Source organism: Enterovibrio sp. FF113, from assembly GCF_041439165.1.
GTDB classification, from domain to species: Bacteria; Pseudomonadota; Gammaproteobacteria; order Enterobacterales; family Vibrionaceae; genus Enterovibrio; species Enterovibrio norvegicus_A.
Genome location: NZ_JBGONO010000001.1, coordinates 12125 through 38679, shown reverse-complemented (window position 1 = coordinate 38679; position 26555 = coordinate 12125). Strand labels below are relative to the sequence as shown.

Sequence of the window (26555 nt, the reverse complement as noted above, 5' to 3'; positions counted from 1 at the left end):
CCTGTTGGCTACTCCTCATACAAAAAAGGCCAGCTTTCGCTGGCCTTCCTATAACGCTACTACGGCTAGAGCGCGAGATTAAAGTGCTTTCGCAATCGCTTCTACGCTTTCTTTCGCATCACCAAACAGCATTGCAGTGTTCTCTTTGAAGAACAGTGGGTTTTGAACACCCGCATAACCCGTATTCATTGAGCGCTTAAACACGATAACATTCTTCGCATTCCACACTTCAAGAACAGGCATACCCGCAATTGGACTGTTAGGATCTTCCATTGCTGCTGGGTTAACAGTGTCATTCGCGCCGATAACTAGAACCGTGTCCGTCTGTGGGAAATCATCATTGATTTCATCCATTTCAAGCACGATATCATATGGCACTTTAGCTTCAGCAAGCAAAACGTTCATGTGGCCTGGCAAACGACCCGCTACAGGGTGAATACCAAAGCGAACATTGATACCTTTCGCACGAAGTTTTTCAGTAATGTCCTGAACAGGATACTGCGCCTGAGCTACCGCCATGCCGTATCCTGGCGTGATGATAACCGAGCGAGAATCTTTCAGCATTTCTGCTACTTCTTCTGCTGACGTTTCACGATGCTCACCATACTCAACATCACTTGCTACAGAAACTTCCTGACCGAAACCACCGGCGATAACGCTGATAAAAGATCGGTTCATTGCTTTACACATGATGTAAGAAAGAATCGCACCAGACGAGCCTACCAGCGCACCGGTCACAATCAACAGGTCGTTTGCCAGCATGAAGCCCGCTGCCGCTGCTGCCCAACCTGAATACGAGTTCAGCATTGAAACCACAACCGGCATGTCCGCACCACCAATCGATGCGACCAAGTGGTAACCGAACGCGAATGCAATCAACGTCATTATGATCAGCGCAAACACACTGCCATCAGCTTTCACGAAGTAAGCCATCAACAATGCAGATGCCACGATCGCTGCCAAGTTAAGCTTGTGCTTATGTGGCAGATTCAGCGCTGATGAAGAAATGATGCCGCGAAGCTTTCCAAAGGCAACGATAGAACCAGTAAAGGTTACCGCACCAATGAACACACCCAAGAACACTTCCACCATGTGGATAACGTGCTCAGTGTGCGCAAATTCGCCGCTGTATTCTGGTGGCGCGAGAAAGCTGTTAAAACCGACCAATACCGCAGCCATACCCACAAAGCTGTGAAGTACGGCAACCAGTTCTGGCATTTCTGTCATTTCAACTTTCTTGGCGTAATAAATACCGATCGCGCCACCGATGATCATTGCAAGAATGATCCAAGTGATACCTTGAGAGTACGGGCCGAAGATGGTTGCAATCAATGCAATCGCCATACCCGCCATACCGTAATAGTTACCGGCTCTCGCTGACTCTTGCTTTGATAACCCAGCCAAACTCAGGATAAAAAATAGTGCAGCAACAATATATGCCGCTTGTGCTAGTCCTGCAGACATTCCTTGCTACTCCTACTAATCTTTACGGAACATTTCAAGCATGCGCTTGGTAACGGTGAAACCGCCAAAAATGTTAATGCTTGCAATAAGAACCGCAATGAATGCGAGGAAGGAAACCACACCATTACCTTGTCCAATTTGCAACAAAGCACCGACAACGATAATGCCTGAAATTGCATTCGTGACTGACATTAGCGGCGTATGCAGCGCATGGGTGACGTTCCAGACCACGTAGTAGCCAACAACACATGCCAAAACAAATACCGTGAAGTGGGATAAGAAGGCGGGTGGAGCGACTGACGCAACCCAACCAAATGCCGCCAAAGCAACAGCCAGACCCGCCAATTTCTTCTTAGGCGAAACAGGCTCATTGACTTTCTTCTTAGCAACTGGCTGAACGTCAACTTTCGCTTGTGGTTGTGCTGACACTTGAATGGGTGGCGCAGGCCATGTGATTTCGCCTTCTTTCACCACGGTAACACCGCGAAGAACAACATCGTCGAAATCAATGTTGATGTTGCCATCTTTCTCTTTGCAAAGAAGCTTCATCAAGTTAACAAGGTTAGTACCGTATAGCTGTGAAGACTGAGTTGGCAGACGGCTTACCATATCGGTATAACCGATAACTTTCACGCCATTTTCAGTAAGAACAACTTTATCCGCTTCAGTGTATTCACAGTTACCGCCGTTTGCCGCAGCCAGATCGACGATAACGCTACCCGCACTCATCGAATCAACCATTTCTTTGGTGATTAGCTTCGGCGCTGGACGGCCTGGGATAAGCGCTGTCGTGATAATGATATCAACGTCTTTCGCTTGCTCAGCATAAAGTTCAGCGGCTTTACGATTGAAGTCATCTGACATTTCTTTCGCGTAACCGTCACCACTGCCCGCTTGTTCTTCGAACGCAACTTCGAGGAACTGCGCACCCATACTTTCGACTTGCTCTTTTACTTCAGGGCGAACGTCAAACGCACGAACAATAGCGCCAAGGCTACCCGCTGCGCCGATAGCAGCAAGACCAGCGACACCAGCACCCGCGACAAAGACTTTCGCAGGGGGAACTTTACCTGCAGCAGTAATTTGACCGGTAAAGAAACGACCGAACTCGTGAGCAGCTTCAACCACGGAACGATAGCCCGCAATATTAGCCATAGAACTCAACGCATCCAGAGCTTGCGCACGCGAAATACGCGGCACTGCATCCATGGCCAGTACGTTGATTTTCTGAGAGGTGAGTTGCTGCATCAATTCTTCGTTCTGGGCTGGCCAGATGAAGCTCACAAGGGTTGCCCCCTCTTTGATACGCGCAATTTCGTCAACGCCAGTCTCTGCATTTTTCACAGGTGCGTTAACTTTAAAGATAATATCTGACTGCCATACGGAATCGGCATCAGCTACTTTTGCTCCAGCCTGCTCGAAAGCAGTGTTATCAAAGCTAGCGAGTAGTCCAGCATTGCTTTCAACAACAACCTCGAAGCCCATTTTAATGAGCTGCTCTACCGTTTTAGGTGTGGCAGCCACTCGCGTTTCATGCGCAAGTATTTCTTTTGGAACACCAATTTGCATAGTTAGTCCCTGACTATTGGCAGTGTAAGTTATCTGTTTGTAACGAACTGAAAAGGCTTAATCAAGCATTTTTGTAGTAAAAACACCAAAATAATCAATAAACCATCTAAAAACGATCAAATCTTAAAGAATTTTGGTGATAAAATAACGCCATTTGTTTGTGGACGGAGGTCATACCTCCCAAATTACACTATTGTTAAACTACTGATTAAATGCTGATTTAAGCAATAATCAAATCAAACCCGCTACCCATTCAATATCCATTCGAAGCCTTGGCGTACATTTGACCGGAAACACAGATATTTGCGTTGATCTTGGTCATTTAGCTAAACATTCTTTCGCCCATTTGATCGATAAATAAATGAGACTTTTTGAGCATAAGTTCTGCTGCACCAGCCTCACTTGGCAACAGATCAGAACGTATGAAGGAATGCGTTTGGACTTCACCATCAATCTCTTTGCAAATGCGCCCACTAATCCGAAATTGACCACCTTCAGATTTGGGTTCTGGGTAAATGAGAAAACCCTTATATTCGGTTGGTTCAGCCTGTTTGCTAGGCTTATCTTTATCGCCAAATAACCAGTTAAACAATCCCACGCAATGTCACCCTCTTCGGTTCTCCAAAATACTGAATAAACATACTGACGAACTGCATCAGCCTTGTCTATAGTCGTACCCGAACAACACACGGTAAACATAACGAAAAAAGGAGAGGATAGTGATAAACAATAACTTGTGGGGTATATAAGAAATTTAATGGCGATGACGCTGTTTCAAAGAATGGCATATACCCAAACCACCTCAAGCTCCTTGTTCTGCGAGATTTTGTTTAGGTTCTGGATCTAAGCAGGGGGAGATAATACGACTGTAGATTGGAAGGAAAAAGAGATAAGGGAAAAACAAAAAACGCCGGTTCGTCACCAGCGCCTTGTCGTATTCTTTTCAAGTTGTCATGAAAAAATTTAGCGGATCAGCCCGATATCGCGCTTGATGTGTTCTGGCAAATCATGAGTTGAATGAAATGTGTTGCTCACATCTTTCTTGCGCAGTACGTCCATTACATGGGCAATCAATCCTTTGAAAGAAACCGCATAGTTTTTTTGCACTTTTTCAACAGAAGTCATGGCTGGGCCAAGGTTTACTACCTGTGTCATATTTGCCTCACTATGTGATTGTCTTTACAGCACAAATTCTAATCGTATTCCCATCGTTTATGAAATGACTTTAATTCTTCAATTGGATTAGTTTTTCTAATGTTACGTTTGATTTATGTGTGTTTTTATTGCTCAAAAATCGGGATTTTTAATAACCCTACAATTGATAACCAAAAAAACACGCATTATTAAATTTAATTTATCATCTCATTTTCACTCTGTTAACATCCTTCTTTAACAATAAACTCCGAGACTTCTTTGTTAGCATTTCTTAGTCAACATTCATCAGTACTTCTTATTGCCGCCGCACTATTAGGTTTTACCTTTCCTAACTTGTCAGCTGCCAGCATCCCTTACCTGCCGTATATATTGTTTGCATTAATGCTTTTTACCCTCATTGGCATTAATCAACGCGCGTTGGTTCAAGCTCTCTTTAATCGCTCGGCATGGATTTATGCCCTCGTCCATGGCGGCGTCACTACCCTCGTCGTTTCAAGTATTGCATTGCTGTTTGGTGCTAGCACTGAATTACTGATGGCAGCGACTGCCGTCTGTGCCACCGGAAGTCTGTTTGCCACGCCTGCCATCGTAAGATCTGTTGGCTTTGATCCATTGGCGGCAATGGCATTCACCCTATCCAGTACTTTGATGATGCCAGTCATCTTGTACATCAACCTTGCTGTGTTTAGTGGCGATGAATTCTCACTCGATTTACAAAGTTATTGCTTAAGGCTGGCCGTGTTCATCATCGGTCCAATGGTGATTTCTTATCTCATTCACCAATATGTTCCTCAAAAACACCTCTCTCGCATCCACGGTAAGCTTGCACAGTTCACTATCTTACTTGTCTTCAGCTTCCCGTTTGGTTTAACAGGTCAATACCGTACGCTGTGGAACGACGACAGATCTTTTGCTATCACCATGTTCTTTATGGCTTTTGCAATATGCATTTTATTCTTCATCATTGGGTTGGCGCTGTATTGGCGAAAAGGGCGAGAAGCCGCATATGTCGCCGCGATTACATCAGGCAATAGAAATGTGCTACTGACCTATTCAGTGGCCGGGGCATTTCTAGGCCCACTGTATTTGCCATTGGTAGGCGCATTGCAATTCCCAATATTTTTACAACCTATTGTGGTGAGGTATTTATTGAGAAGAGGAGACAGAAAAGCACAAAAAGAGGGATTGAATAGACGATAAAAAGAAGAATACGAGAAATAAGGAACACCAACACAACGACCGTGTTGTCAGTTTTTTATATTTAATAACAGAGTGCTAGCCTGATGGGCCCTTTATCAGACTATTGGACAGTTGTCCGTCAGCTATTTGTTATCAGCCTCCTGCGCCTGGCACGAAGTAAACCAGTGATAACCATGCCGCCACCCAGAAGGTGATTAAACCGAAATCTAACCAGTCGCGTTTTTCTACCATGATTTATTCCCCTATCGCTGCATCACTTACTTTATCGACGCTGAATCCGACTTCTTGAGACTTTTTCGGATATACCTCATTCATAGACGGCAAAACATCGCCATGTTTCCAACAGCTTGCAAGTTTTGGGCACAAATGTGATGCAGCACGAGAAATAGTTAACATAATGAAAAATAGCGACATTTATAGTCGCTATTTCAATGAGTTAAAACATAGTTTCATCGAAGGGGAAATCAGTCAATTCCATCTGATTTACACTCAGGGCAAGGGACATAATTTGCCAACACCATTGAAGTTGCTGACAACGTTTCCTTGGTTCGCGCAAATTCAATGAAGCTTTCAGAAAGCGTGACGTCAATGGAGCGTGGTGGCTCTTTGAGATGCTTAAGGGAGTCATATCCCTCTTTGCCTTGAGAGGTATAGGCGGAAGAAACGGCGGTATAGGTGCTATCGCGTTCAATATTCAACCATTCGCCGTCAAGACGTTGGTACTGAAGCGTTGTAATGCGCTCACCTTTGGGCATTTCACATTGATAGATGTATTTCAGCCCTGCGGTATAAGGAAAACTGCCGTCACCCGTCCCTTCAGTGCCATTGTTGATTGCATTGTCAATGGCACCTTCAAGCGCTTGCATGACCTGCAGCCCTGTTGGTTTGTACAACATTAGATCAATGGCAAAAGGCAAAAGTCGGCCTGCAATTTCAGCGGCAGTGAGTTTCCCCTGCTCAAGACTGACGCGAACACCTCCCGCATTGTGAATCGCAAAGTCCACCAGATGGCCACGTTGACGAGCGGCAAAGAGCAAACCTTCGCAAACGAGCGGTGCAATTTCACTGCCGCCTTTTTCATCAGGCACGCGAAGGTGACGTAATCTTGCTGGCAATAGCGTGACAACGTCACTCTTCAGTTTTTCAACGGCTGGTTTATAACGCGCATTCAGCACCTGTTTTATGCTTTCATCGCCTCGGCAATGAAGCACATTAGGCTGCTGGGCTAAATATTCTTTCGCGGTCTTGAATGCCTCTTCGGGCAGACTTTGATCCCAAGAAGCATCCATCGCAAGGCTTCTGCCTAGCATAAGATAGTTGCTGCCGCTGTAGGCGCTGACTTTACCTTGCTCATCAAGCGTCACAATGAGTTTGCCCAATGCAAAAGAGTGACAACCCGCCTGCACCACCAGCGTGTCGTTGATCAATCGACCATACGGACCCATATCCCCTAAGCCAACGTTAGTAAAATCGCCTTGCAACACATGGCTGTGTCCACCCACGATGACCGAAACACCTTCCACTTCTTCTGCCACTTTTGAATCTGGTTCGTAACCCAGATGACTGAGCAAAATAATGTGGTGAGTGCCGAACTCGCGTTTGATATAAGAGACAGTATTGATGATCGTCTGTTTGGCATTGACGAAGGGTGTGTCGGCATCTGGCATCGCAATATCGGCCATTTTATCTAGTGCAACACTAAAGATAGCGACCGTCTGATCACCCATTTTTTTGAGCAATACATTCGCGATTTTTTTATCGGGATCATACGGCAATAGCTGCTTCTTACCTTTAACGGGAAAGCGTTTGCGGTCTGATTCATTGCTGACATCCCAATTGCCAGCAAGTAACGGAAATTCGATTTGATCGAGAAATCGTGAAACTGCGCTATTGCCAAGATCAAGCTCATGATTCCCCAAAGCCATAGCATCAGGGTTAAGAAAATTGAGCATTGTTGCGTTCGCTTCGCCTTTGAACAGACTGTAATAAAGCGTGCCTTGAAAGCAATCACCCGCATGAAGAAACAGGAAACCGTCTGTATCCGCTTGGGTTTCTTGTCTAAATGATTTAACGACAGAGGATATACGAGCAAAGCCGCCTACATTGGCATAAATACGCTCATCAAGTCCTTGCACAGCCAATGACATCGGCGTTGGTTCGAAATGGGAGTGGGTATCGTTGATATGCGCGATGGCGAGCGTTATTGGCGTGACGGTAGGCATGATTTCCTTTTACGCGTTTCACAAAAGCTGAGTGTATCAAACTCTAAGTCTAGTTCACACACATCACACTTTTGTTGCAAGAAAATCTAAGACTTCACGGAGGACAGAATAGCGCGTCGATTAGGTCATTGCCCTATCTGAGCAATGAAGGAAACAAACTTCACCGATGCACCGAGCATTAGACTCATCATCGCGGCATACCACCACTTCATTTCTTCAGAAGAAAGGCTCTGAACATTGAAAAGCACCACATTGAGCCTATGCCATTTTTCAGTTCGATAAGCATACTGGAAAGCACAACGAATCAGCATCACCACGCCGGTGACCAAGAAAACTGTTTCAATCGCGTGTGCAATCACTGGTAGCAAACTGTTCACTCCTTCTATCAACAAACAAAATAAAACAAATGCGCAATCAAGATTCAATGTTTTATTTACACGGAGAGTATAGTTCGTGAAGTGAAGGGAAAAAGACCAAGATAAAATGCGGTTGTGATGACAATGGTTCGTTCAGATAACAAAGGGAGCCATTGCTCCCTTCTATTCGATTGGCCAGTTAACCCTTCACTCGGTGAGCACACCATTTTGATAATCTTGGATCGCCTGATTAATCTCATCCATCGAATTCATCACAAATGGACCGTAATGCACAACAGGCTCATCAATGGGCAGCCCCGCCAAGATCAGCACACCAGAATCTTTAACGGCTTTCAACGAAAGCTGCTCTCCCTCAGAAAGCTGAACCAAATGCCCCTGACTTAACTGCTTACCCGCGACCTCTATGCTTCCTTTATAGACGAACAGATTCACTTGGTAGGCCGATGACATGGCAATGCTACGCGCCTCTCCCGCCAGTGCTTGCCAATCTGCAATCAATGTTTCAACACCTGTATTCTGCAAAGGTCCAGTGATTGCCTCACCGTTTTCAATGGCATTACCTGAAATCATTCGAAGTAGGTTTTGTGCTGACCCGAACTCGTTGATTTCTGGCGCTTGAAAATCGTGGTATTGCGCCGGAAGCATTTTCTTTGCTGCTGGCAGATTAATCCAGATTTGAAAGCCATGCAGTTCGCCGTCATTCATGATCGGCATTTCACTGTGGATCACGCCCTTTCCAGCAGACATCCATTGTGCACCACCGCTGCTAAGCTCACCCACATTGCCCATGTGGTCACGATGCTGAAAGTGTCCTTTTAACATATACGTCAGGGTTTCAATTCCACGATGCGGGTGAGGAGGAAAACCGCCAATATAGTCATTTGGATTGTCGCTTTTAAGCTCGTCGATCATCAAAAACGGACTGAGCTTCGCATCGTTAAAGCCATGAACGCGATTGATTTTAACGCCATCACCGTCTTTTGAAGGGTGAGACTGAATAACACGAGTGACGGTTCTTAATTTCATAACAAGCTCCTTTGTTAGAGACAGTTTAGGGCAGAGTGACCCAAGGAAAAACCTATCAAACAGGAACAACTTGTTCTGTTTTTTCGAACAATCAATTTGGATGCAAAAAGTCTTTCGTGTTCAACAAAGTTATTTGCTTATCAAAGGCGAAAAAATTTTCTGTCCCAGCACCGGCATCTCTGATATCTATACCCAAGTTCTACCAATTCACGGATGAATTTCTAATGATCGAATGGAAAGCTGACCATCTTTGGTACCACAGCGAAACATATCGTTGTTTTGGCGTCGATATTGGCCAGAGAATGACGATTGTTCGGCTGGATGATGGAAGCTTATTGGTTCATAACCCTTGTGAACTTACAGAAGACATCAAAACGCAGATAGCCGCACTCGGCAGAGTAAGCTGCGTCACCACGGTTAATCAAAGTTTGCATCACCCCCTATCAGACTGGTGGCTTGTGTATCCCGATGCCTATTTTTACTCGGCACCCGGTCTTGCCACAAAACGCACTGATATTGGTTTTGATGGCGAACTAACATCCACCACCTCACCGCGATGGCGCAATCAACTCTACCAAACAGTTTTGCGTGGCAATGACCAAAATGAAGAAGTGGTATTTTGTGATCCCAACAGTCGCACCTTAATGGTGGGTGAAAGCTTAATTTTGTTAAACCACGGATCAGTATTGCGTCGTGCCGTAGGAAAAGTCAGCGGTTGTCGCCAACATGCTCAAGTTCCGCTCACCCAGCGTTTCCAGATCAAGGACCCAAAATTGCTACGACGTTCGCTACAAGAGATACTCACTTGGCCATTTGATCACATATTGCCCGTGCATGGTGACCCTATATACCATGATGGAAAGACGAAGCTTGCTGAGGCCTATGGGTGGCTGTTGCACAGATAGTGGCTCGACGTACATTGTTAGACTCTTACTACTAATTCATAGCCCTTTGCATTCAAGTCGCTATAATTGGGCAATAATTTTTCCACGTCCCCATAGAAGCAGTTCATGAAACAAAATATTTTAACCTTTTTAAAAGGAATGGCCATGGGTGCGGCCGATGTCGTTCCCGGCGTTTCCGGTGGCACAATCGCATTTATCACCGGCATTTATGACACCCTTTTAGAAAGCATCCGTCGCGTCAATCCATCTATATTCTCTCGTTGGCGTAACGAAGGGTTCGCCGCCGTGTGGACTCACGTTAACGGCACATTTCTCAGTACTTTGCTGGCCGGTATTCTGACTGCAATTTTGACACTCGCCAAAGCCGTTTCTTACGCACTAACCGAACACCCCATCGTCATTTGGTCGTTTTTCTTCGGCCTTATCGTGGCATCTGCCTTACACATGATCAAACAAGTTGAACGTTGGTCACTGCCTGAGGTTGCTCTCGCCATCGCAGGTGCGGTGTTCGCATACGGTATTACTGTTGCTAACCCAATATCTCTTGAGTTCAACATGCTCACCGTATTCATCGCGGGTTCTATCGCTATTTGCGCGATGATCTTACCAGGCATTTCTGGCAGCTTTATTCTTTTGCTGCTTGGCATGTACGGTCCTGTGCTAGACGCAGTAAAAGGCCTAAACATCCCCATTCTTGGCTTGTTCGCACTAGGCTGCTTAGCGGGTTTATTGACCTTCTCTCATGTCCTTTCTTGGTTACTACGATCCTATCGTAGTTTTACTATCGCCTTTCTTACCGGTTTGCTTATTGGAGCACTTGGAAAAGTATGGCCATGGAAAGAAGTGCTCAGTTTCCGCATTAACTCATCGGGTGAACAAGTGCCATTGATTGAGAAAGTCCTGTCCCCATCCGCATTTGAAGCGGCAACCGGGCAACCGTCTCAACTTATCGTTGGACTTCTAATGATGGCTGTCGGATTTGGGCTCGTTCTTGGCTTAGAAAAAGTGTCACAGAAGCTTGGCGACTAATCAGCCTATATGCCACACGGCTGACACGATGCACAAACATTAGCGTCTTGAAATGAAAGGGTTGCCGCGAGGCAGCCCTTTTTCATTTAGCCTATTTCAAGACCTTACTCACATAGATATCAGGAGGATGGTGATACACTTTTCAGCGTTTATTCCTCAATATTGTTCTTTATGAAAAATAGCCTTTTTACACATCGTCGATGGTTCGACGCCTTTTCTCTCCTTATTTTTCTTTGCGCAGGCTATTTTTTGGCCGATCAGTTTCTGTTTTCTGAATCCAATGAATCCGTCACCACGACACCAGCCTGCACACTTGGCACAACACCTTGCGCATTTTCTTCGGCAATAGCAAAACTCACCGAAGATACCGTTACACCTTTAATTCCTGTCACACTCGATGTCACAGTTAACGACAATGACGCACCTTATTTGTTACTGGAAGTCGAAGGTGTGGAAATGAACATGGGGATGTACAAACTCAAGCTAGCCAAGTCTGACAATAATCAATATCGTGGTGAAGTCATGTTGCCACTATGCATGGATGCTGAAATGACATGGCGCGGCGCCATTAGCAGTCCAGACAAGAAAATTTTGCTGCCTATAGACATAAGGATGAAGAGATGAAAACAAAGATCATTGTTTTAGCTCTGGCTTTACTTGCCGGTTTGGGCGCGAGATACATGGTGCAACAAAACGAAACCGTTGAAGCAAATGTTGAACTTGGACAACTAAAAAGTGGTGATCAAAACATCAACCTTTTTGACAATGCAGACGACAGGTTACGCGTGGTCTATTTCGGCTACACCCATTGCCCCGATGTATGTCCAACATCATTAGCCATTCTTTCCGCGGCGCTAAAATCACTCCCAGAAGACGCCTTGACCAATGTTCGCCCACTGTTTGTTACCTTAGATCCCAAAAGAGACGACGCTGAAGCTGCAAAAGAATATGCGGGATATTTCCACCCCATGATTGAAGGTGCGAGTGGCAGTGAACAAGAAATTGCGGCATTGGCACGCAAGTACGGCGTGCTTTATCAAATCACTGAACTTGAAAATTCCGCCATGGAATACGCCGTCGACCACAGTTCCTACTTCTATTTTTTGCAACCTGATGGCACTTTGGTTGAAAAAGTCCCGCACACGCTAAATCCAAACATGGTGTCAGATGCCATCATGAGGCTCACTACTGCCACGCAGTAATCCGTTATCCTAATTACCATCAACGCGCTCCTGGTGCGTTGTTTTCCTTAAACATCAATATATACAAATAAAGGAACCCTTGATGAAAGCCTCTTCGTCTTTATGTGCATTACTCATTGGTCTATTCACTTTTTCTGCACAAGCGACCATCGAAATCAACGATCCTTATGCACGAGCAACACCACCACGAGCGCCAAACAGCGCAGCGTTCATGGTATTAGTGAACTCAGGGGACAAATCCGTCAATTTGGTCAGAGCGGCCACTCCCGCAGCCGGAAAAGTTGAATTGCACAGTCACGTTATGGCTGACGGCATGATGAAAATGCGACAAGTCGAAAACATTGCCATTCCTAGCCATGGAAAAGCGACGTTAGAACCCGGTGGTTTACATGTCATGCTTTTCGATTTGGCTGCACCATTGAAGGAAGGCGAATCACTTCCCCTCACCCTTCACTTCTCAGACGGAACAGAAATCACACAATCTGTTCCTATAAGAAAGACAATAGTTGAATCAAAAATGAAACACAGTCACGATAACGGCTAGAAATCTGCCAAAGTTCTAAACATTTATGCTGACCTGTGACTTAGATTTTTAGGCTGTATCAACAATGAGGCGGATATCAAAGGGCAACAGGCGGCAGAATAGACAATCCCAGTCTATGGTTATACTGCAGCCAGTTATTCAACAGGTAAAAGCAGTAAAGTAATGCAACCCAACAAAAACAATGAGGTTTAACTATGAAAATTCGTCTTCTAGCGTTAGCAGCAGTTGCATCCAGCGCACTACTTGCTGGTTGTTCTGGCAATTCAGCGCTTGAGCAAAGTGTTGCAGATATGTCATCGAAAGTAGATTCTCTTTCAAACCAAGTTTCAGCTCTACAAGGTGACGTAGCTGACGTAGCAGCAGCATCTGCACTGGCTTATGACGAAGCTGCTCGTGCAAATGAGCGTATCGACAACATGGCGCAGTCTTACACTAAGTAAGTCAACTGCACCATATCCCCCTATAATTCTGCGGCATCTTCGGATGCCGCATCGTTATTTCCCATCTCTAACGGCAATCCTGATTGTACCGCTAACGCTGCCCTGTAACGACTCACATTCATTCTGTTGGCTTCCAACCAATGTGCCGTGCGCGCATCTGGTGGCGTAAGAATGCGTGAGCCTGCTTCTGCTTCATCTTCTGAAAGCGGACGATGAACTTCAACATACACTGCGCCATCAGGCTCATAACTGGTTTTCACCGGCTCGTTTATCACACGTACTTTCTCGCCAACCGCCACTTCATTGAACAACCAATCAATGTCCTGCGGGCGCATACGAATACACCCTGAGCTTACACGTAAGCCAATCCCAAAGTCTTTATTTGTACCGTGGATCAAATAAGAGCCAGTGCCATAAGCCAGTCTCAGTGCGTGATTGCCCAATGGATTCTCTGGTCCCGCGGGTACAACTTCAGGCAACACGATATTGCGCTCTTCTAGATACTCTTTGCGAATGCTTGCTGGAGGCGTCCACGTTGGATTTTCACGTTTTTGGCTGATTTTTGTTTTCATAATTGGCGTATCACGGCCAATACGGCCAATACCGATCGGGAAAACATTTACTTTGCCGATTTTCGGTTCGAAATAGTAAAGGCGAAGTTCCGCAAGGTTGATGACAATGCCTTCGTAATCGACGTCAGGCAGGATCAACGCCTGCGGAATCGTGACGAATGAACCTGGCTGCGGCAAATAAGGATCGACGCCAGGGTTGGCTGAAAGCAAGGCGAGAAATCCGACATTGTATTCTTTCGCGATAAGCTCGAGATGCTCGCCCGGTTTAACGACATGCACCGTATTGTCACCAATCAGGCGCGTGTCTTTTTCCGGCCATTCGTATTGGTTTGCTTGAAGTGCAAATGGCATCAGCAATGCACATAAAATTGAAAGTCGTTTTAGCGTTAAACTCATGTGTCAAAATTCTCGGTAATATTTTTCGCCGAATCGATTCTTCATTTACCGCACGTATTCAAACGGACAAATTGCATGTGGCGCTTAATCCAAGACGATTCAGTGTCTTTAACCTTATAGAGTATAAGATATCACGCCAAGCGACTCACCCTTCAGGCTAGCCTCTTTGATTATCACATCAAATGTGCAATTTTTCTCGACGCTGACACAAAACGTAAAGAGCGCCCATCGGCGCTCTTTAACATGAAATCTTCCCACTGCAATACCGAGCAGAACACAGCAATGATCAGAAAAACATTCTAAGTCCAAATGACCCTTCAAATTTGAACGCTGCGTCTTCTTGCCAATACCAGGCTGTTCCCGCTTCTCCGTAGAGTTCAACATTGCCATGCCCCATTGGCAACGCAACACCTAGCCCTGCTCTTGGTCCCCATTTATGCTTAGGGTCATCAACCCACTGCATGCCTGTGTAGCCATAAAGAGGCGCATATTCGGGTCTTGCCAACCACTCACCGAGATTCCATAGGCCATCAACGGCGGCCCCTTTTTCTTGTATTCCTAAAGAAATACGAACCACATCTTGTGACACTGTCACACCAGACATTGGTGAACCAAAGAAAATCCCAGCAGACAAGCCTTGTGCTGACACGGATATCGAAGGCATGGCTAAAGCAAACAATAAGAAAAAACGTTTCATCAAAACTTCCATTTAAATATACCCGAATGACATAACCGTTCAGACGTGCAACGGGCGATAGGAGCGCTTCATTGCAGAGGTGGAATAGCTGAAAATAGGTTTAACCAGGCGTCCAAAACGCCTGACTGCCTATAAAACAATCACTTCGTTATATGCATCGACAACGCGATCACTCTACATGCCATCGGTCACATCTACCATCATCCAAGTAACGTTTTTTCATACAGAATGTAAACTAATGAAAGAAATTGCTCGTTATGTAGGTCTGTTCGGAATAATACGTAGGCTTTTGATGAAAGCCTGACCTGAAGTCACCGCCGGAGAGCATCGATGCTGATTCGTGTACCTAAAAAATCTGAGATAAAAGAGCATGAACTGACACCACAATCGGTTTATCACTCGCGAAGAGACATACTGAAAAAGCTAGGAATAATGACAGCCACCTTGCCTTTTGCGGCTCAGAGTCAAGCTAACATCTTTGACATATTCAGTAGCGGAGAAGACAACGCTGAACCAGCGACAGTTTTTCAACGATCCCCGCTTATAACAAACTCAAGCCCTTATGGGAGTGGTTTGTCACTGACTCCGGAATCAAAAGTGCTTACCTACAACAACTTTTATGAGTTTGGTACAGGCAAAGGCGACCCTGTTGAAAACAGCCAGTCTTTTCGCGTTGACCCTTGGAAACTCGAGGTGACTGGATTAGTCAATAACCCTATCACGCTAAGTTATGATGATTTGCTCAAACAGTTTCCATTAGAAGAGCGCTTGTATCGAATGCGCTGTGTGGAAGCATGGTCGATGAATGTGCCATGGATAGGCTTCTCACTTGCTGCTCTATTGAAAGCTGCCGATCCTCTTGGCAGTGCGAAATACGTTGCATTTGAAACCCTACACGATCCCAAACAAATGCCAGGGCAAGCCTCTCAGTTTGTTGGTGGTGGGATTGATTACCCCTACGTTGAAGGATTACGCCTTGATGAAGCCATGAACCCATTAACATTGTTAAGTGTGGGCTTATATGGTCAAACTCTTGCCCCGCAAAACGGCGCACCGGTGCGCTTGGTTGTGCCATGGAAATACGGATTTAAGAGCATCAAGTCGATCGTTAAAATTCATCTTTTGGAATCACAGCCAGCTACAACGTGGAACTTGCTGGCTCGTCACGAGTACGGGTTTTACGCCAACGTGAATCCTCAAGTTGATCATCCGCGTTGGAGCCAAGGCTCAGAACGTTTCATTGGTGAAGGATCAATCTTCAGTTCTCGTCGTCAACCTACACTGATGTTTAACGGCTATGAAGATGAAGTGGCGAGCTTGTACAAAGGCATGGATCTGAGGTCTAGCTACTGATGCCACTCACAGCAAAGCGAATCGTTTGGGTAAAAGCGCTGATTCATGTTGTCAGTCTGACGTTTGCGGCCAATATGGTTTGGTTAGTGCTGAACAACAAGTTCGGCGCTGACCCTGTAGACGGCATCACTCACTACACTGGGCTGGCTGCGCTTAATACTTTGATCATTACTATGTTAGTTAGCCCCATTGCGAAGTATGCGCGACAGGGCTTACTGATCCGTTGTCGGCGGGTGCTTGGGCTATATAGCTTTTTCTGGGCAACCTTACACTTGCTCACGTATTTGGCGTTGGATCTGACATTCGATTTTTCACTTCTAGGCACAGAAATCCTAAGCCGCCCTTACCTCACCGTCGGCGCATTTTGTTGGGTAATACTTTTTGCACTAACCGTGACTTCAACGTCGCGTATCCAACGGAAAATGGGCGTGAAATGGCAGAAACTGCACAATTCTGTTTATTTGGTTCTTATTTTGGCACCGATTCATTTTTACTGGTCATCAAAGTCTGAATTGCTTGAGCCTTCCCTCTATTTTTTGTTGGGAGTTTCACTACTGGCAATTCGCTGGAAGACCTTAAAAAGAATCGTATTAAACCCGATGCTTAAGCGCGGATAGCCTCACTTTTGAACGCTTCACCACATTTAGCTACCAGAGATAGTGCAAAGTGTAAATTTTTGCCATACTTTAGATAACCCTCTGTCGTGGGGCTTGTTTTGGAGTAGGCATTTTTGCTTGATGAACTTATTTCACAGAGCCTGCGAGACTTTCAATCAGACTGTCTCAATTTCTGTGAGCACCACTATCCGACGATTCATAATCGTGGCATGAATGAGAGCCATCTTGGTAAGGCTTTAGCACGACGGATCGTACACTCCTATGACAAGCTCAACATTGATGCTTTTCTTCATCAATTGGATGAATCACCTGCCCTAAAACAACCTGTGTTTCGTGTCGACGCACCCGATCATCAAATCTATATCGTTGCCCATCGACTCATCAGTGCAAACCTTGCTTGCCGAAAAGGCATTGTGAAAGACATGCATTGGACACTCGACCATATTGATACCACCAGCGAGAAAGAGAAGCGCGTGATTTTAGTGGCGGACCACTGGATCGATCGCTCTTCTGCCAGCAAGTCAGTACCGAGTTGGTGGTTAGGCCACCAGCCCATTCACCAAGCCGATTTCGCTGCACAAGGGGTAAGGCTTCTTGAGGCTGAACATTCTCTGGCGGGTGATATCGAACTAGAATGCGCCCTAACTGGCGGGCTGAACCGGATTTTCCATCCATTCCATCGTCAGCGAGATGGCCTGCCTCTCTATAAGTATTTGCTGTTAACTGCCACATATCCGCTTTAGTTATACGTATGAGTTCTGCGCATGCTTTATCCTGCGTACTTGCATTGTCTCTGGATGATGTGGAAACTCTAGTAGGCCAGACTCTCAGCGCGGCTTTCTAAGCGCTAATTAACCACTATTCGATACTCTTAAGGGGCATGGATGCTCGAAAAAGTCATTAGCATACTGTTCCCCGTTTTTGCGGTGGTTGCGGCAGGCTTTTTCGTTGGAAAGAGCTTTCGCCCCGATATGCGACACGTTAATCGAATCAATATCGATTTGATGGTGCCTTGTTTAGTGTTCACCACACTGTCCGTGATGCCCATGGGCGGAGAACAAAACGCACTGTTTATTGCAGCAGTCATTGCGGTATTGCTGCCCGGCGTACTGATGATACCCATCTGCAAGATCCTATCTTTGCCCTACAAAACATGGGCTCCCCCACAGATGTTTAGAAATAGCGGGAATCTCGCTATCCCCTTATTTGGTTATGCATTTGGCCTCATTGGAGAAGCGCCCGCCATCTTGCTGTTTGTGGTTTCCATGATGCTTCACATCACGGTGGGGTTGGCCATGCTAAGCAACAGCGAGTATCGCTTTCGTCAAATATTCAAAATGCCGATATTGATTGCTTCCATCCTCGCACTGATTTTCAATTTCAGCGGGATAACTGTGTGGGCGCCGTTAAACGAAGGAATGATATTGATTGGCAACGCAGCGGTGCCAGTGATGTTGATTTCTCTCGGGGTGCAACTCACCGCAATTCAATGGTCAGGATTGGGCGTGGGTATTCTCAGTACCTTCTTGAGCCTCGCAACAGGGGCGGTAAGTTTCGCCGTGATCTATTTCTTCGTGCCCCTGCCACCGGAGCACCTGCGTATGATGCTGTTGTTCGCCATGCTACCACCTGCCGTGATGAATTTTCTGTTTGCTGAGCGCTTCAATGTCGGTCCAGATAAGGTCGCCTCTATGGTATTGTTTGGCAACTTCCTCACCATCGTGACCTTACCCGCGTTGCTCGTCGCTGCTTTTGCGCTGTTTTAAACCAGATTTAAACGAAGTTTGATCAAGTTTAAGCCTGCTAGAGCGCAGGCTTTTTCCAGACAGATTTAAAGTCAAACCAGCCCACCTTGTTAGAAGACACATCTTCCAACTCACGCCCATCCACCACACCAAGCCATATGTGAAACAACGGGATAATCTGTGCTGAACCCACCAAGGTTTTACCGATGGTTTCCGCATCAAAATGCGGTTGGTCTTTATCACGCCACGTCGCCATTTTTTCAACAACAACGCTAAATTCATCTTGGGGCATTGCCGCTGAAAGGTGCTCAAAGTTCATTAACCAAGGCAAAATGGCATCGCTACGCTTATTTCCTAAACTCATACCACAAAGCCAAATATCCACTTTCTTTGCTTGTTTCGGCTCCATCATGTCTTCATAAGAAACGACTTCGATGTCTAACACCACCCCTTCATTCGCCAGCAACGCCTTCAGGGCTTTAGCCATCAAAGGAAATAACGGATTGTCCGATTGATGCGCTAATCTCAGTGTTGTTTTTGAAGACGGTACAGCAATGTCAGAATGAGAAACATTGGTGTGAATCCAGCCTGGTAACAAACCATACGCATTGGTCAGGCGGTATTCGCCAATGCCGCTTTCTGCCAAGTATGGCAACAAACGTAACGACGACAGCCTATCGCTTAAATAAGCCGCCCAACGCGGGTCTTTCGCCACACCACTGCAGCGATTTAGCATCAGGTAATTACACCCTTCATCCAGCGCCAAGCGTTCTTTGGTTCCATTTTGCAAAATGCCCTGACGTGAATCCAACGCCGTCGGATCCAATGTTGCCGTGGGCTGCAAATAACACATCGCCGCACTGTCTAAGACCCAGATTTCGATTTCATCCGTCAAGGCACGGAAGCCAAAATACTGATCATGGGCCTTCAACACGAGCTGGTGGCTATTGTTCTCGACGACACGATATGGCCCTGTACCAACAGGAAACTGCTCACCGTTTTTTGACGTGGCTGCTTTCTTCGATTGAATCGAGGCCATAGGCACTGCCAATGTATCGGGCAAGCGGCGATCTGGGCGATTCAAATAGAAATCAATGACATTGTCTTCGGGCGCCACAATGTGGTCGATATGCGAGAAATAGACATACTCGCTAAGGGTTTGCAGTGACCAAATCACATCATCGGTCTGCAACAAGCTACCGTCATGAAAACGAACAGCGGGTCGCAGGTAAAATCGCCAATGCGTATCTGAAAGAGCTTCCCAATGGTGGGCGAGATCGGCTTCTACCTCTTCAGTCGAATCATTGAACCGAGTGAGCCCATTAAATATTTGCGTGATCAGGTGTTGCTCTGAACGTCGAAGCGGTTTGGCCGGGTTCAAACAGGGAAACGCGCGATAATAAGGAAGGCGAATGATCTGCTTACCTTCTTGCGTCGATACCCCGAGTTGTTCTTGGATAAGATGCGCCAACTTGGCCGCGTCATTACCCAATTCTTCGAGTGCCGCATCCAGCTTTCCGTCTTTAACCCACTTTCTGACACGCTTCATTTGCAGATCAGAATCAGTTCGGTGAAAAGTCAGTCGGCTTTGTTTACCACGCCCTACCGCAGGCTCCCAACTCAACCAACCCTGCTCCCCCATTTTACTCAGCACCATCCGAGCATTACGACGAGTGCAACTGAAGATTTCAGCCATATCTTGGAGGTTTGTATCACTGTCCTTACCACTGAAATGGGCAAAGACTTTTGAAAACTGAGTTTGAAGACGCTGTCCTGACATAAAAGGGGAACCTAATTTCAAAGCAAGTGGGCATCAGAATTTCCTATTTTAACCCAAATTTTGGGAATGCCTACTGTTACTCGCTTTTTATCAATTGGTTAAGAGATATACAGTTACCAAAATAGTTTCCTCATTCTTTGGATTGAGCATTGTTATTTAACGCCATAGAGCTATTATCGATGCTCAACTGCAAGATGCCTAGCCGGCACAGGAGCCACCATGAGCGACGCCGCTGTTCTTTCTCACTTCCGCAAAAAGCATTTTTGGATGGCAAGCCATGTTGAAAACGCTCAATACCCAACGCCTGAGAGCCTGCAAGGTCTGAAATGCTATCAAGTAGCCGAAACAGAACCTAAGCAAGTCGAACGAGCTGCTGTCTCAGCGCCGGTTGAAGGTTATTCGTTTTATGCTGTGGATTGCCATCCATTGATGGTTCGCTACGCACGCACTTTAGCGCAAAAGTGGCCTGAAGCAGAACATGCCGCGATGCTCGAATATTTGTCTCAATTGTCGCTGACAGACATTCCCACTCCTGATGGCATAAATGTGGCGCTCTATGTAGCGATGCAATCGGGTAAACCTGTCGCAACGGGAATGATATTCAGTAGTACCGAAGAAAACGATGTGTCGGTCGTCGGCCTTTACGATATCTATGGCATGACTGAAGAAGCAGAACGTGCAATACGTGGACATTTGGCGACACTCACAGACACCCAGGTCCTTGTTAGCGAGTAACGCATCCACCGCCAACGTCCAACTGTACTGTAATGTAATGTCAGCTTAAATGAACAAAAATAAAAAAGCAGAGCCAATCGGCTCTGCTTTTTTATTTCTCACTTACCCTGCACTAGGATAAGCCATTAAAATAATGTGTTAGTTTGGTTTACGCTGACAAAAATTGAAGCAAAAGATGTACTGACTCAGCGTAATCCAATTTTACGCACGTGATGCGCGTTCTTTCTTCACAATCACAAATGCTGCACAGATGAATGCGATGACAAGAATAGTTTCCACGGGGTTCTCCAAGATTGTTTTAGGCAGCATTAAGCCACAGTAATAAAAGGTAACAACATAAGGTTGTTTTTTCGGCAGCGAGTATAACCAAAACTCGTAACCAGATCTCGCCAAATGTTAAAAAATATACATCTAATTTCGATGTCATGTTGAAGGGCATGATTTAACGCGATTCGACAATTCGGAGTTTATCTGCACATCGCCTTTAAAATCCTTGATTTACCGCAGATATAACAAAAAAACCACCTCATCTAGAGGTGGTTAAAGTTTGCTTTTGCGGGTGATACTAATATTTTGTAACAGTACTATTGAATCGCTGCTCCCAAGGACGCCCATTGGCCGATCAGATCTCGCTCTTCTTGCGTCATCTTCGTTAAGTTACCCAAAGGCATGATATTTGTGGAAACCGATTGGGCGACTATCCTCGTCACTTCGAGCTGAATTTGTTCTGGCGTATCGAGCATCACACCCGCAGGAGCAACCGCAAAAGCGGGATGTGTCGGCGATTGGGAGTGACAAACCGTACAACGTTCCGAAATAATGGTTTTCACTTCAATAAACGCCAGCGTATTCTGAGATTCTGCATTGGCTCCTGCTGTCGCAGGGGCAGTGCCTGAAGGAGAAATAGGCGCAGATACTGGCGCTGATACATACGCCAAACAAATCATTCCCAACGCTGCCGCCGGCAATGTCCATGCATACTTTTGGCTCGCATGTCGCGTGTTGAAGTAATGGCGAACCAAAACACTGAGCAACGAAACACCTGCCAGCACCGCCCAATTGAACTCATGACCGTAAGTGCTTGGAAAATGGTTGCTGATCATGATGAACAACACAGGCAACGTGAGATAGTTATTGTGTCGCGAACGCAGTAACGCTTTAGCTGGAAGGCTTGGATCAGGCGCTCTCTGTTCTTCAATCGCTTTCACCAAGGCGCGTTGCCCTGGCATGATCACTCGGAACACGTTACCCACCATAATGGTACCGATAATTGCACCAACATGGATGTAAGCGCCACGACCGCTAAACACGAGACTCAATGCCCAAGCGGCGAACACCAAACCAACGAACAGCGCCACACCCAATAGCATTGGCTTTTTACCCAATGCCGAGTTGCAGAGAACGTCATAGACAAACCAACCAGCAACCAGTGACGCGATACCAATCATGACTGTCGTGCTTGAACTAAATTCTGACCCTGGTTTCACCAAGTAAATATCAGCATTGGCGTAGAACACGATGAAAAGCAGGGTCATGCCCGTGAGCCACGTAAAGTAAGCTTCCCATTTAAACCAGTGTAAGGTTTCTGGCATTTTTTCAGGCGCGAGTTTGTATTTTTCCAAGTGATATATACCGCCACCATGAATGGCCCACAAATCACCAGACAAACCATCGCGCGGGTTTTGTCGATTTAAGTTATTTTCCAACCACACAAAGTAAAACGACGCACCAATCCATGCCACGCCAGTGATCATGTGCATCCAGCGAACCGCTATATTGAGCCATTCCGTGATATAAGGATCCATTACACTCTCCTTTTCGGATGCCGTTGCTCATACCCATTCAATACGCACTCAATGCTCACTGAAAAACCGCATCTTGGCATTACTTGGGTATATTATCGGCTACGTCATCCCTTACTGTTTTTTCTCAGATATTGACGCTCACTTTAAGCAAAGCAGGAATCGATTGGCTTTGATAAGTCCAAATCACAATTCAGGTGCCAATATCACACGTGTTTGTTCTGAAAAGAAAAACTCGTCACAGTTATTCCCGGCACCTTCTCGGTCGACCACCAAGAATCTATCTTTTGCCGTCAATGCCAGTACAGGGTGATGCCACACGCCACAGTGATAATTCACCCCTTGCGTGCCTTTGGCATAGAAAGCGCGGATCGAGCACAGATCCGGCTCCTCACCCACGGGCGCAACTAACACTAAGTAGTCATGACCAAGCAGCGGCATAAATGCCTGTGAGCCTTTCGGGTGACGCTCCAGCATCTTGATAGAAAGCGGATAGGAAAGCGGTGTTGCCTCAAAAATATTGATGATCACGCCACTCCCCTCATCCACTTGTGTGGTAGCAAGTTTGTGGTAACGACGTGTAGAACCGTTGTTGATCATGAAGAAGTCTCGATTTTCTGCTTCAATCACGTCTCCAAATGGCGCAAACTTTTCTTGCGTCAGCGGTTCCGGCGTCAACGTAATCATGTTGTCGAGGGCAATATCTTTTTCCATGTCCATTTTCATCCTATGACTGTCTGCAACGCGTCTGCTTTTCAGTCTGATTTTCGACCAAATACGCGCACTCGACTGATGCCACCATCTGGGAAAATATTCACTCTAACGTGAGAGATAGTGCCCAGCCTATTCAGTTGATCCGCAAACTCATGGATATTATCGGCTGACAATTTTTGACTGGGCAGCAGTTCGCGCCAGAACAAGCTTTGTGTAGCGATTTGATCGTCCGTACCACCTTCAACAAAAGCGGCTTGAATAGACAGGCTGTCAGGGTAATTACCTTTAAAGTGCGCCGTATCGACAACGATGCGATCAACCAAACCTGCATGGCCCAGCGACAAGATAACCCAGTCATTACCGGGTACACGTCGACGCGCTGTTTCCCAACCGTCACCCATATTTACGCCACGGCCCGGCATAATGAGATTACTCATATGACCAAAGTGTTGATCATTACACGCTAACGCCCTGCCGCCATTTTCCACAGCAAGTAGGTCTAACTCTTGCTCAGTACTCACTCGATCCCAATCCATTTCGGGATGACCATACACACGCAATCGAGCAACACCACCATCTGGATAGATGTGGAATCGAACATGCGTACAAGGCTTTTGAGAGGAAACATCTGCAAAATGATGACTGTCGCCACGCAGATCTAAAGAAGGTAAGAGTTCATCCCACTGCTGGTGAGTTGCAGGTTCGCCATCGGGGCAATAACACCCTTCCAATGACGCGGACGGCGGGTAGTTTCCAGTGAAGTGAGCGGTATCAATATCGACACCGACAACTTTTCCCGGCAGACCCAATTTAACGACACAGTAATCATGGCCCTCTTCACGCTTACGACGTGATTCCCAGCCATCCATCCACTTGCCATTTTCGTCATAAACATCTTCTTTCCATTCTGCCGGGGCATCATCGACAAGACGCTGTTTGTCTGCAAAAAAGTCGTCGGTCGCATAGATTGCTTGCGAGCCCAGTCTGCTGCTGGCGAGATTGACGAGCTTGGTGAAATCAGGACGATTATCCATTTCCGTTGCTTCCTTCAAGAGTAAGAAGCGTCTTTTTTCCTTTCACTGTGGCAGGAAACCAAAAGCCGGTTTCCTGCGAGCTTCAATTTGCGAGACGCTGTATTCGCCGTCTACATTAATTAGTCGTTAACAGACGGCGGCCAGAGAGCTACAAATCACGTAGCCTGAACAAAGCGATGTTGTTGATTTCCTCAATCGCTGTGTTGAATTCGGTGATAACGTCATTTTCCAAACGACGCTCAAAAGCGTCCAAAATCAAATGCCGATTTGCCCCCTTTACCGCCATGATAAAAGGGAACTGAAACTTGTCCTTGTAGCGCTGATTAAAATCCGTAAAGCGCACAAATTCTTCGGTCGAACATTGATCAATGCCCGCACTTGCCTGCTCAGTCGTCGATTCAGCCGTCAGTTCACCAGCTTGCGCCGCGCGTCCGGCCAAATCAGGGTGAGCCAAAATCACCTGCATTTTAGATGCTTCGTCAGCACTGTTCAGAACGTGTGCCATTCGAGCATGCAGAACATCCTGATCGTTAAAGGCTTGGTCCAGCCCGTCGCCATAAGCTTGTTCCGCAACCCAAGGGCTGTGTTCATACACACCGCCAAAGGTTTGAACAAACTGGTCTTTCGTTTGTTCACTTGGGCGACAGGTCGAAAATAATCCCATTGTGCTACCTACTCCTTGGTCATCGATGGATGCGGATGATGCTGATGCCAGTGTTTGGCAATATCGACACGACGCGTGATCCATACACTGTCGTGCTGTTTCACGTACTCAACGAAGCGCTTTAACGCAGCCAGTCGTCCAGGCCTGCCAATCAAACGGCAATGTAAACCGATAGACAGCATTTTGGGTGCATCCAACCCTTCCTCGTACAAGACATCAAAACTGTCCTTAAGATACTGGAAAAACTGTTCGCCAGAGTTGAAACCCTGCACGGTTGAAAAGCGCATATCATTGGCATCTAAAGAATAAGGAATAACGAGTTGGGGTTTACCCGGTGGCGTGCCATCTTCATGCCAGTAAGGCAAATCATCATCATAGGCATCAGAGTCATAAAGAAAACCGCCCTCTTCAGCCACCAGCCGACGCGTATTTGGGCTTGTTCTGCCGGTGTACCAACCTACTGGTCGCTCGCCTGTTGTCTTCTCGATCGCTTCAATAGCTTTGGTCATATCTGCGCGTTCGTCTTCTTCGCGCACATATTGGTAATCAATCCAACGATAGCCGTGGCTACAAATTTCATGGCCTTCGTTCGCCATGGCTTTGATCACATCAGGGCTTCGCTCTGCTGCCATGCCCACGGCAAAGATGGTTAATGGGATTTCATGTTGTCGAAACAAGCGAAGAACACGCCACACGCCTGCACGCGATCCATACTCATACATTGATTCCATACTGATATGACGAACACCAGCCAGAGGTTGTGCTGAGGGTATTTCAGACAAAAAAGCTTCTGATTCCCGGTCTCCATGCAAAACGCAGCGCTCGCCACCTTCTTCAAAATTGAGTACAAATGAAACCGCAATCCGAGCCTCCCCTGGCCATCTTGGGTGAGGAGGATGGGCGCCATAGCCTTTTAGATCTCGAGGATAGTCACTACTCATCGCGCCATTCCTATCATTATATTTGCGTCAAAATCTTGCGTGTTTAGTCACTTCCATTTCCCTGCTTATCAAGTCGATGTCAGCGAAGTTCACAAAAAGCGGGTTTCGCCATTCACTGGCAAGCTCAATTTTAGTATTGCATTTTGTATACAATTTACAAGAACAAGTTAACAAAATGTTGCCGCCTTCATGTTTTCGACAATTCGATCCTGTCTAGATTAACTGCCATTTTTCACGCTAACCCCTTTAATTACGGTATTTATTCCCAGATTCTCACAATTAGCACTGCGTATTTTTTGACCTTTACAAGACTTAACTATTGTGTACATTTTAGTTATTAGATGTGCACATACGGCAGAATTCATTGCTACT

27 protein-coding genes are annotated in these 26555 nt (G+C 46.1%); 12 read left to right on the top strand and 15 right to left on the bottom strand.

All coding sequences use genetic code 11. The features are described from left to right. Window positions 1–78: 78 nt before the first annotated feature. The 4 genes from pntB to ACED36_RS00180 all read right to left on the bottom strand — a co-directional run bounded on the left by pntB (window position 79) and on the right by ACED36_RS00180 (window position 4188). Complete coding sequence (gene pntB / locus ACED36_RS00195) at window positions 79–1464, bottom strand: Re/Si-specific NAD(P)(+) transhydrogenase subunit beta (RefSeq protein WP_016958755.1); 1386 nt, start codon at window positions 1462–1464, stop codon at window positions 79–81. Window positions 1465–1479: 15 nt separating this feature from the next. Next, complete coding sequence (pntA, locus tag ACED36_RS00190; protein WP_017003531.1) at window positions 1480–3033, bottom strand: Re/Si-specific NAD(P)(+) transhydrogenase subunit alpha; 1554 nt, start codon at window positions 3031–3033, stop codon at window positions 1480–1482. A 322-nt stretch (window positions 3034–3355) separates the two neighbouring features. Next, entirely contained in the window at window positions 3356–3631 is a 276-nt protein-coding gene (locus tag ACED36_RS00185; protein WP_016958757.1) for an HlyU family transcriptional regulator, read from the bottom strand. 365 nt (window positions 3632–3996) lie between these two features. Further along, window positions 3997–4188, bottom strand: a complete 192-nt coding sequence (locus ACED36_RS00180; RefSeq protein WP_016958758.1) for a hypothetical protein — start codon at window positions 4186–4188, stop codon at window positions 3997–3999. 381 nt (window positions 4189–4569) lie between these two features. Between ACED36_RS00180 and ACED36_RS00175 the strand changes: the two genes are divergently transcribed. Continuing rightward, window positions 4570–5388, top strand: coding sequence for a hypothetical protein (locus ACED36_RS00175; protein ID WP_016958759.1), 819 nt, complete (start codon window positions 4570–4572; stop codon window positions 5386–5388). Window positions 5389–5852: 464 nt separating this feature from the next. On the opposite strand, the gene ACED36_RS00170 is transcribed toward ACED36_RS00175, so the two are convergent. From ACED36_RS00170 to ACED36_RS00160, 3 genes are all read right to left on the bottom strand, one after another. After that, a complete protein-coding gene (locus ACED36_RS00170) occupies window positions 5853–7610 on the bottom strand; it encodes a bifunctional UDP-sugar hydrolase/5'-nucleotidase (protein ID WP_371732539.1) in 1758 nt (585 codons plus the stop codon). Window positions 7611–7735: 125 nt separating this feature from the next. Beyond that, window positions 7736–7969, bottom strand: a complete 234-nt coding sequence (locus tag ACED36_RS00165; RefSeq protein ID WP_241819244.1) for a hypothetical protein — start codon at window positions 7967–7969, stop codon at window positions 7736–7738. A gap of 204 nt (window positions 7970–8173) precedes the next feature. Further along, complete coding sequence (locus tag ACED36_RS00160) at window positions 8174–9013, bottom strand: pirin family protein (protein WP_371732538.1); 840 nt, start codon at window positions 9011–9013, stop codon at window positions 8174–8176. Between the two features lie 35 nt (window positions 9014–9048). On the opposite strand from ACED36_RS00160, the gene ACED36_RS00155 reads away from it, so the two are divergent. The 6 genes from ACED36_RS00155 to ACED36_RS00130 all read left to right on the top strand — a co-directional run bounded on the left by ACED36_RS00155 (window position 9049) and on the right by ACED36_RS00130 (window position 13133). After that, window positions 9049–9918 carry a methanol oxidase gene (locus tag ACED36_RS00155; RefSeq protein WP_371732537.1) on the top strand — a complete coding sequence of 290 codons (870 nt, stop codon included), beginning with the start codon at window positions 9049–9051 and terminating at the stop codon, window positions 9916–9918. 105 nt (window positions 9919–10023) lie between these two features. Next, window positions 10024–10947 (top strand): DUF368 domain-containing protein, encoded by a 924-nt coding sequence (locus ACED36_RS00150; RefSeq protein ID WP_017003532.1) that lies wholly within the window; start codon window positions 10024–10026, stop codon window positions 10945–10947. Between the two features lie 249 nt (window positions 10948–11196). Further along, on the top strand, window positions 11197–11571 hold the full coding sequence (locus tag ACED36_RS00145) for a hypothetical protein (protein ID WP_241819139.1): 375 nt from the start codon (window positions 11197–11199) through the stop codon (window positions 11569–11571). Further along, window positions 11568–12149 carry an SCO family protein gene (locus ACED36_RS00140; RefSeq protein WP_016958767.1) on the top strand — a complete coding sequence of 194 codons (582 nt, stop codon included), beginning with the start codon at window positions 11568–11570 and terminating at the stop codon, window positions 12147–12149. Before ACED36_RS00145 ends, ACED36_RS00140 begins: the two co-directional genes overlap by 4 nt. A gap of 82 nt (window positions 12150–12231) precedes the next feature. Then, complete coding sequence (locus ACED36_RS00135; protein ID WP_016958768.1) at window positions 12232–12693, top strand: copper chaperone PCu(A)C; 462 nt, start codon at window positions 12232–12234, stop codon at window positions 12691–12693. 194 nt (window positions 12694–12887) lie between these two features. Continuing rightward, a complete protein-coding gene (locus ACED36_RS00130; RefSeq protein WP_016958769.1) occupies window positions 12888–13133 on the top strand; it encodes an LPP leucine zipper domain-containing protein in 246 nt (81 codons plus the stop codon). A gap of 20 nt (window positions 13134–13153) precedes the next feature. On the opposite strand, the gene ACED36_RS00125 is transcribed toward ACED36_RS00130, so the two are convergent. Together ACED36_RS00125 and ACED36_RS00120 are read right to left on the bottom strand one after the other, a co-directional pair. Next, window positions 13154–14101, bottom strand: coding sequence for a L,D-transpeptidase family protein (locus ACED36_RS00125; protein WP_017003533.1), 948 nt, complete (start codon window positions 14099–14101; stop codon window positions 13154–13156). Window positions 14102–14387: 286 nt separating this feature from the next. Next, window positions 14388–14798 carry a hypothetical protein gene (locus tag ACED36_RS00120; protein WP_016958772.1) on the bottom strand — a complete coding sequence of 137 codons (411 nt, stop codon included), beginning with the start codon at window positions 14796–14798 and terminating at the stop codon, window positions 14388–14390. Window positions 14799–15128: 330 nt separating this feature from the next. Between ACED36_RS00120 and msrP the strand changes: the two genes are divergently transcribed. The 4 genes from msrP to ACED36_RS00100 all read left to right on the top strand — a co-directional run bounded on the left by msrP (window position 15129) and on the right by ACED36_RS00100 (window position 18534). After that, the gene (msrP, locus tag ACED36_RS00115; RefSeq protein WP_016958773.1) at window positions 15129–16151 is read left to right on the top strand and encodes a protein-methionine-sulfoxide reductase catalytic subunit MsrP; all 1023 of its coding nucleotides are present in this window, start codon (window positions 15129–15131) and stop codon (window positions 16149–16151) included. Then, window positions 16151–16768 carry a protein-methionine-sulfoxide reductase heme-binding subunit MsrQ gene (gene msrQ / locus ACED36_RS00110; RefSeq protein ID WP_017003534.1) on the top strand — a complete coding sequence of 206 codons (618 nt, stop codon included), beginning with the start codon at window positions 16151–16153 and terminating at the stop codon, window positions 16766–16768. The genes msrP and msrQ overlap by 1 nt, the downstream gene beginning before the upstream one ends. A gap of 113 nt (window positions 16769–16881) precedes the next feature. Then, on the top strand, window positions 16882–17511 hold the full coding sequence (locus ACED36_RS00105; RefSeq protein ID WP_016958775.1) for a hypothetical protein: 630 nt from the start codon (window positions 16882–16884) through the stop codon (window positions 17509–17511). 141 nt (window positions 17512–17652) lie between these two features. Next, entirely contained in the window at window positions 17653–18534 is an 882-nt protein-coding gene (locus tag ACED36_RS00100; protein WP_017003535.1) for an AEC family transporter, read from the top strand. A gap of 37 nt (window positions 18535–18571) precedes the next feature. Here the strand turns inward: ACED36_RS00100 and ACED36_RS00095 are convergent, their stop codons facing one another. After that, window positions 18572–20293: an SgrR family transcriptional regulator gene (locus ACED36_RS00095; RefSeq protein ID WP_371732536.1), complete on the bottom strand. Its 1722-nt coding sequence runs from the start codon at window positions 20291–20293 to the stop codon at window positions 18572–18574. Window positions 20294–20512: 219 nt separating this feature from the next. Between ACED36_RS00095 and ACED36_RS00090 the strand changes: the two genes are divergently transcribed. Continuing rightward, window positions 20513–21028: a hypothetical protein gene (locus tag ACED36_RS00090; RefSeq protein WP_017003537.1), complete on the top strand. Its 516-nt coding sequence runs from the start codon at window positions 20513–20515 to the stop codon at window positions 21026–21028. Between the two features lie 584 nt (window positions 21029–21612). Here ACED36_RS00090 and ACED36_RS00085 read toward each other — a convergent pair. The 5 genes from ACED36_RS00085 to puuE all read right to left on the bottom strand — a co-directional run bounded on the left by ACED36_RS00085 (window position 21613) and on the right by puuE (window position 26183). Next, on the bottom strand, window positions 21613–22833 hold the full coding sequence (locus ACED36_RS00085) for a urate hydroxylase PuuD (protein ID WP_017003539.1): 1221 nt from the start codon (window positions 22831–22833) through the stop codon (window positions 21613–21615). A gap of 183 nt (window positions 22834–23016) precedes the next feature. Beyond that, window positions 23017–23550 (bottom strand): ureidoglycolate lyase, encoded by a 534-nt coding sequence (locus ACED36_RS00080; RefSeq protein WP_016958781.1) that lies wholly within the window; start codon window positions 23548–23550, stop codon window positions 23017–23019. A 35-nt stretch (window positions 23551–23585) separates the two neighbouring features. Then, a complete protein-coding gene (gene alc / locus ACED36_RS00075; RefSeq protein WP_371732535.1) occupies window positions 23586–24578 on the bottom strand; it encodes an allantoicase in 993 nt (330 codons plus the stop codon). 148 nt (window positions 24579–24726) lie between these two features. Further along, the gene (gene uraD / locus ACED36_RS00070; RefSeq protein WP_016958783.1) at window positions 24727–25242 is read right to left on the bottom strand and encodes a 2-oxo-4-hydroxy-4-carboxy-5-ureidoimidazoline decarboxylase; all 516 of its coding nucleotides are present in this window, start codon (window positions 25240–25242) and stop codon (window positions 24727–24729) included. Between the two features lie 8 nt (window positions 25243–25250). Further along, entirely contained in the window at window positions 25251–26183 is a 933-nt protein-coding gene (puuE, locus tag ACED36_RS00065; protein ID WP_371732534.1) for an allantoinase PuuE, read from the bottom strand. Between the last annotated feature and the right edge of the window lie 372 nt (window positions 26184–26555).

Coding starts and splice junctions, on each gene's coding strand:
- ACED36_RS00120 (WP_016958772.1), bottom strand. CDS start 14,798: ATGAAACGTTTTTTCTTATTGTTTGCTTTAGCCATGCCTTCGATATCC.
- ACED36_RS00100 (WP_017003535.1), top strand. CDS start 17,653: ATGCTCGAAAAAGTCATTAGCATACTGTTCCCCGTTTTTGCGGTGGTT.
- ACED36_RS00180 (WP_016958758.1), bottom strand. CDS start 4,188: ATGACACAGGTAGTAAACCTTGGCCCAGCCATGACTTCTGTTGAAAAA.
- ACED36_RS00080 (WP_016958781.1), bottom strand. CDS start 23,550: ATGGACATGGAAAAAGATATTGCCCTCGACAACATGATTACGTTGACG.
- alc (WP_371732535.1), bottom strand. CDS start 24,578: ATGGATAATCGTCCTGATTTCACCAAGCTCGTCAATCTCGCCAGCAGC.
- msrP (WP_016958773.1), top strand. CDS start 15,129: ATGCTGATTCGTGTACCTAAAAAATCTGAGATAAAAGAGCATGAACTG.
- ACED36_RS00130 (WP_016958769.1), top strand. CDS start 12,888: ATGAAAATTCGTCTTCTAGCGTTAGCAGCAGTTGCATCCAGCGCACTA.
- ACED36_RS00175 (WP_016958759.1), top strand. CDS start 4,570: ATGCTTTTTACCCTCATTGGCATTAATCAACGCGCGTTGGTTCAAGCT.
- ACED36_RS00150 (WP_017003532.1), top strand. CDS start 10,024: ATGAAACAAAATATTTTAACCTTTTTAAAAGGAATGGCCATGGGTGCG.
- ACED36_RS00095 (WP_371732536.1), bottom strand. CDS start 20,293: ATGTCAGGACAGCGTCTTCAAACTCAGTTTTCAAAAGTCTTTGCCCAT.
- ACED36_RS00090 (WP_017003537.1), top strand. CDS start 20,513: ATGAGCGACGCCGCTGTTCTTTCTCACTTCCGCAAAAAGCATTTTTGG.
- ACED36_RS00125 (WP_017003533.1), bottom strand. CDS start 14,101: ATGAGTTTAACGCTAAAACGACTTTCAATTTTATGTGCATTGCTGATG.
- ACED36_RS00085 (WP_017003539.1), bottom strand. CDS start 22,833: ATGGATCCTTATATCACGGAATGGCTCAATATAGCGGTTCGCTGGATG.
- pntB (WP_016958755.1), bottom strand. CDS start 1,464: ATGTCTGCAGGACTAGCACAAGCGGCATATATTGTTGCTGCACTATTT.
- ACED36_RS00160 (WP_371732538.1), bottom strand. CDS start 9,013: ATGAAATTAAGAACCGTCACTCGTGTTATTCAGTCTCACCCTTCAAAA.
- ACED36_RS00170 (WP_371732539.1), bottom strand. CDS start 7,610: ATGCCTACCGTCACGCCAATAACGCTCGCCATCGCGCATATCAACGAT.
- uraD (WP_016958783.1), bottom strand. CDS start 25,242: ATGGGATTATTTTCGACCTGTCGCCCAAGTGAACAAACGAAAGACCAG.
- msrQ (WP_017003534.1), top strand. CDS start 16,151: ATGCCACTCACAGCAAAGCGAATCGTTTGGGTAAAAGCGCTGATTCAT.
- puuE (WP_371732534.1), bottom strand. CDS start 26,183: ATGAGTAGTGACTATCCTCGAGATCTAAAAGGCTATGGCGCCCATCCT.
- pntA (WP_017003531.1), bottom strand. CDS start 3,033: ATGCAAATTGGTGTTCCAAAAGAAATACTTGCGCATGAAACGCGAGTG.
- ACED36_RS00140 (WP_016958767.1), top strand. CDS start 11,568: ATGAAAACAAAGATCATTGTTTTAGCTCTGGCTTTACTTGCCGGTTTG.
- ACED36_RS00135 (WP_016958768.1), top strand. CDS start 12,232: ATGAAAGCCTCTTCGTCTTTATGTGCATTACTCATTGGTCTATTCACT.